Source organism: Polaromonas sp. P1_E3 (assembly GCF_056405935.1).
Genome location: NZ_JBFUBD010000235.1, coordinates 1 through 4,314, shown reverse-complemented (window position 1 = coordinate 4,314; position 4,314 = coordinate 1). Strand labels below are relative to the sequence as shown.

The following is a 4,314-nucleotide window of genomic DNA, read 5'->3' as shown; positions in this document are numbered from 1 at the left end:
CCCGCAGGTTGTGCTGCGGCCAGTTGCGGGCCTTGTCCTCGTCGGTATAAAGAATCTCCAGGTGCTTGCCGATCACGTCCTCGGCCGGATAACCCTTCATTTCCTCCGCCGCACGGTTCCATACCGTGATCAGGCCGTCCGTATCCATGAAAAAGACGGCTACTTCCTTGATTTCTTCCGTCATCAGGCGATGCAGTTCCGCCAGCTGATGTTCCGGCAGAGACGACACCATATAGGGACCTGGCATAGAAAATATCTCCAGCAAAGGTAATGGCCACATCCTAAAAAACCGCTCGCGCGCACGTTTGTAGGAATAGGCCACCGGCTCGGCTCCGCAAGCAGCCTGCGAGCGGCTGGGCATTTCGGCCATCTAACCGGGGGCCTTGCGTTTTAAGTGGCGTGGGACCCTCCCGGAAAAGCCCCGCCTGAGGGGTGGCAATGTTGTAATGGCAGGTCATCTTGCAGGTTTTTTACCAATGCCGACACGCCCAGCTTCACTGACCATTTCACTCCCTTCGGGCAGCACTATCTCCGGCCTGCTGCAAACGCCTGCCACTGCCAAGGCCTGTTATGTGTTCGCCCACGGCGCAGGCGCAGGCATGAACCACGCCTTCATGGAGGCGATTGCCAAAGGTCTCGTGGAACGCGGCATCGCCAGCCTGCGCTTCAACTTTCCCTACATGGAACAAGGCTCCAAACGCCCAGATTCCCCCGCCGTCGCGCATGCGACGATCCGGGCGGCGGTTGCTGAAGCGGCGCGGCGACTGCCTGATGTGCCGCTGTTTGCCGGTGGCAAGTCCTACGGCGGGCGCATGACCACACAGGCGCAAGCGGCTGAGCCATTGCCCGGACTGAAGGGTATTGTGCTGGTGGGCTTTCCGCTGCACCCAGCCGGCAAGCCCTCCACCGAACGCGCTGCGCACCTGACGGGCGTCAAGCCGCCGATGCTTTTTCTGCAAGGCACGCGCGATAGCCTCGCCGACCTGGACTTGATCACGCAGGTCACGGCAAGCCTCGGCAAAAAAGCGACTCTGCATACCGTGGAGGGCGCCGACCACGCCTTCCATGTGCTGGTGCGTTCGGGTCGTACCGATGCGCAGGTGCTCGAGGAGCTGCTGGACACCATGACCGCGTGGATGACGAAGCGCTAGCGGCGCTGCAGGCCTTTCCTTGACGTCAGGCCGTCACCAGCTTGCTTGGTACCGGCACATCCTTCTCCTGCACCACCGCGTATTCCACCGCCAGCCGCAGCATCGTAGGCGTGACGTAGTGGCGATGCACATAGTCAATCGCCGCCATGTAAAAGCGGCCAAAGAAATTCTTGCAATGCACCYGGGTGCCCAGCATCACGTCGACATGGTGCTTGTCGACGATTTCCACACTCACGCAAGACCTGAACAGCAGGTGTTTGTCGTTGGCGCCCAGGATGACCTGCGCCTTGGTATCGGTGGCATTGACGCTTTGGCCCAGCACAGGGTAGCGATTGGCGAACAGGTTGCTGATGTCCGGCGACAAAAGCGAAGACACCGGGCAGCCTAGGGGCGATGTGCGCAAGCCCAGGGGTTTGACCAGCACGTTGCGCAGCGCCATGAGGTTGGACACACCGCTGGGCGCGTTAAGCAAAAAGCCCTCCAAAACCGCGGCCAGCAAATTCGTGGCACTGGTGTTCCCGAAGTTGGTGCCGCTCACGCGCAGGCGAAAGGTGTCGTCGTGGTGGATGCGCAGGTCTGCCAGTTGCTGAAGCAGCAGAGAATCGGCCGGCGGCCTGGCGAGTTGCGTCACGCTTCGGGCGGAGCCGCCATGCGACAAAAAACCCGACGCCCCTTTCCATGAACCCCACAAACCCCGCATCACACCTGCGCCGCTGCGTACGGTGTTGCAGACCACCCGATGGAAGGTTCCGGGCGGCGCATCAAGCGACAGTGTGGTGGTCGGCACAGCATCGGCCTTGAAGTCCTTGGCCTCAAGCAGCGCTTTCACCGCATCGGGCAGCAATTCCGTCAATGAGGGGATGCTCGCCTTATTGGCCAACACGTCTTCTTTCAAAGCTTCCGACAAGTTGCCTCCCAGCTCATTGGTATGGCAAGACAAGGCAAAAAACACCGGGTGCAAAGAATTTCGCGAGAGCGGAGAAAACTGGTGCCAGGTTTCACCGCCAAAGCGTACGGTGAACAGGCAGTCCGGGGGTATGTTCACGAAACGCAGGGCGCGCATGAAGTTGTGCGGGTCTTCCTGGATTTGCTGTTCCGACGCGCTTGAAAAACGCAACTGGGCCCCACCGCTGCCCGACACTGCCGTGAAGATGCGGTGCCCCGCATGGCGGTGAAACGGGTGCCCCTTCGGCCCTACGACAAAGGAATACAGCGAGGTGGCATCGCCTTTGGCGAAATTGGTCCCGCCCAGCTTGGCCGAGGGCTCATCCAGTTCATCGACAAATGCACCGTGCTGCCGCTGCCTGGATGCCACGCTGGCAAACAGATGATTGCCGGCGCCATGGCCGATCTGGGCAATCAGGGACACCTCGACGGCCAGGCCGCCCGACTCCGACGGAATGCGAACCGATGGAAATGTTTCAATGACCTGGGTGAGATTCAGCATGAAGTCCCTCTTTCCTTGTTACCTTGCTTTTGGTGTTTTGGCAGCGACACGTTCCCGCTTCAGGGGCCGCGCCACCGGGCAGAGTTCAAAGGCATAACCCGTGAGGCTGTTGACGAGGCTGTCGCCGTTGAGCTTGTACAGCACAAACTGACCGCTGCGCTCGCTGGTCACAAGGCCGGCGTTTTCAAGCACAGACAGATGGCGCGAAACAGCCGGCGTACTCATGGCAAAGCGCTCGGCCAGCTCGGTGGTGCTGAGCTCTTTTTCGGTGAGGTAGGCCAGGATCTGGCGCCTGGGGCCCGAGGCGAGTGCTTCAAATATTTTGTCGAGGGAAGCAGCCATTGATTGTTTGGCTTTCTGTTTACTTATTAACTTATTTGTTAATGACTTTATTGAAATGCTTGGGCGCTGTCAAGTAAATACTGCTCCGGAGCCATGCCTGGGGCAACCCGCCAGCCCTATACCGCCGCATAAAGCTGACCACCGCCAGGCATGTCTGCTGACAGCCCAGGGGCGCGCGGGACCGCAGACTGGTGCGCTCACATGTATGAAAGCCGCGCCTATGCCCTTCTCCGCTACGCCCACCTCCATCCACTTCTCCCGTCGCACCCTCGTCGCTGCCTTGTGCATGACCGGGCTGGGCCTGGCCGGCAACGGCGCATGGGCGGCCAAGCCCAAAAACACGGCGGCCGGCAACCAGCCCTTTGACACCGAAGCCTTCAACAACGCCACCGACAGTCCCTTGCTGCGCAGTGGCAGCAAAGGCGCAGCCGTAGCGCGTGCGCAGATCATGCTGGACCGGGCCTGGTTCTCCTGCGGGGAGATTGACGGGCGCTTTGCCACCAACATGCAGCGAATGGTCAAGGCCTACCAGAGCGCGCACGACCTCAAACCCACGGGCACGGTCACTGCGGAAACCTGGGCTTCGTTGCGCAAGGACGGCGCCCCGCTTCTGACAAGCTATACCGTGACTGAGAAGGACGCCGCCGGCCCGTTTGAAAAAACGCCCATAGCCATGGATGAGCGAGCGAAGATGAAGGCGCTGGTGTATGAGTCGGTGGAAGAAGCGCTGGCGGAAAAATTCCACACCAGCACCGGCTACCTCAAGCAGCTCAACGGTGGCATCAACGTCGAGGCCGGCAAGCAAATCACCGTACCTTATATCGCCGTCAGCGCCACGCCGGTCAATGCGGCTTCCATCGAAATCGACAAGTCCGAGCGCGTGCTCTACGTGCTGGACACCGCCAAGCGGTTGGTAGCGGGCTTTCCCATCAGCATAGGCAATGAAAAGAACGACCCGCTACCGCTGGGGATGATGGCCATCAAGAACGAGGTCAAAAATCCCGGCTTCACCTACAACCCTGCGCTACTGAAAAACGCACCCAAGGATGCGCAAAAGGTCGACATCGCAGCCGGTCCCAACAACCCCGTCGGCACCATCTGGCTGGGCCTGACCAAACCGCACTGGGGCATTCACGGCACACCCAACCCTTCCAATGTGGGCCATTCTGAAACCAACGGCTGCATCCACATGACCAACTGGGACGCAGAGCGCCTCTCGACCCTGGCGAAAGCCGGCTTCAAAGTGAGTGTCAAGGCTTGATGGCATCCACACCCGCCCGCCTCAGGAGAACGGCGTTTGCCATCTGCGCGCTGCTGGCCGTGGCGGCAGGCGCGATGCTGGGCATGCGCAAGGAAGAGGCAGATACACAAGTC

Annotated in this window: 5 protein-coding genes; 2 read left to right on the top strand and 3 right to left on the bottom strand. The window is 60.4% G+C overall.

Annotation, left to right across the window (positions count from 1 at the left end):
* Window positions 1-370 (bottom strand): PAS domain-containing protein (locus AC1D0Z_RS16685; RefSeq protein ID WP_477659338.1); only part of this gene is annotated, 370 nt, incomplete at its 3' end.
* Window positions 371-476: 106 nt separating this feature from the next.
* On the opposite strand from AC1D0Z_RS16685, the gene AC1D0Z_RS16680 reads away from it, so the two are divergent.
* Window positions 477-1,151 carry an alpha/beta hydrolase family protein gene (locus AC1D0Z_RS16680; protein WP_477659337.1) on the top strand — a complete coding sequence of 225 codons (675 nt, stop codon included), beginning with the start codon at window positions 477-479 and terminating at the stop codon, window positions 1,149-1,151.
* 25 nt (window positions 1,152-1,176) lie between these two features.
* Here AC1D0Z_RS16680 and AC1D0Z_RS16675 read toward each other — a convergent pair whose 3' ends face one another.
* Entirely contained in the window at window positions 1,177-2,598 is a 1,422-nt protein-coding gene (locus tag AC1D0Z_RS16675) for a DUF2867 domain-containing protein (protein ID WP_477659336.1), read from the bottom strand.
* A gap of 18 nt (window positions 2,599-2,616) precedes the next feature.
* Entirely contained in the window at window positions 2,617-2,940 is a 324-nt protein-coding gene (locus AC1D0Z_RS16670) for a metalloregulator ArsR/SmtB family transcription factor (RefSeq protein WP_477659335.1), read from the bottom strand.
* 220 nt (window positions 2,941-3,160) lie between these two features.
* On the opposite strand from AC1D0Z_RS16670, the gene AC1D0Z_RS16665 reads away from it, so the two are divergent.
* A complete protein-coding gene (locus tag AC1D0Z_RS16665; RefSeq protein ID WP_477659334.1) occupies window positions 3,161-4,201 on the top strand; it encodes a L,D-transpeptidase family protein in 1,041 nt (346 codons plus the stop codon).
* The last annotated feature ends 113 nt before the right edge of the window (window positions 4,202-4,314 follow it).

What these genes read in the sequence shown, in the direction of transcription:
- AC1D0Z_RS16680 (WP_477659337.1), top strand. Translation starts at nt 477, where the DNA reads ATGCCGACACGCCCAGCTTCACTGACCATTTCACTCCCTTCGGGCAGC.
- AC1D0Z_RS16670 (WP_477659335.1), bottom strand. Translation starts at nt 2,940, where the DNA reads ATGGCTGCTTCCCTCGACAAAATATTTGAAGCACTCGCCTCGGGCCCC.
- AC1D0Z_RS16665 (WP_477659334.1), top strand. Translation starts at nt 3,161, where the DNA reads ATGCCCTTCTCCGCTACGCCCACCTCCATCCACTTCTCCCGTCGCACC.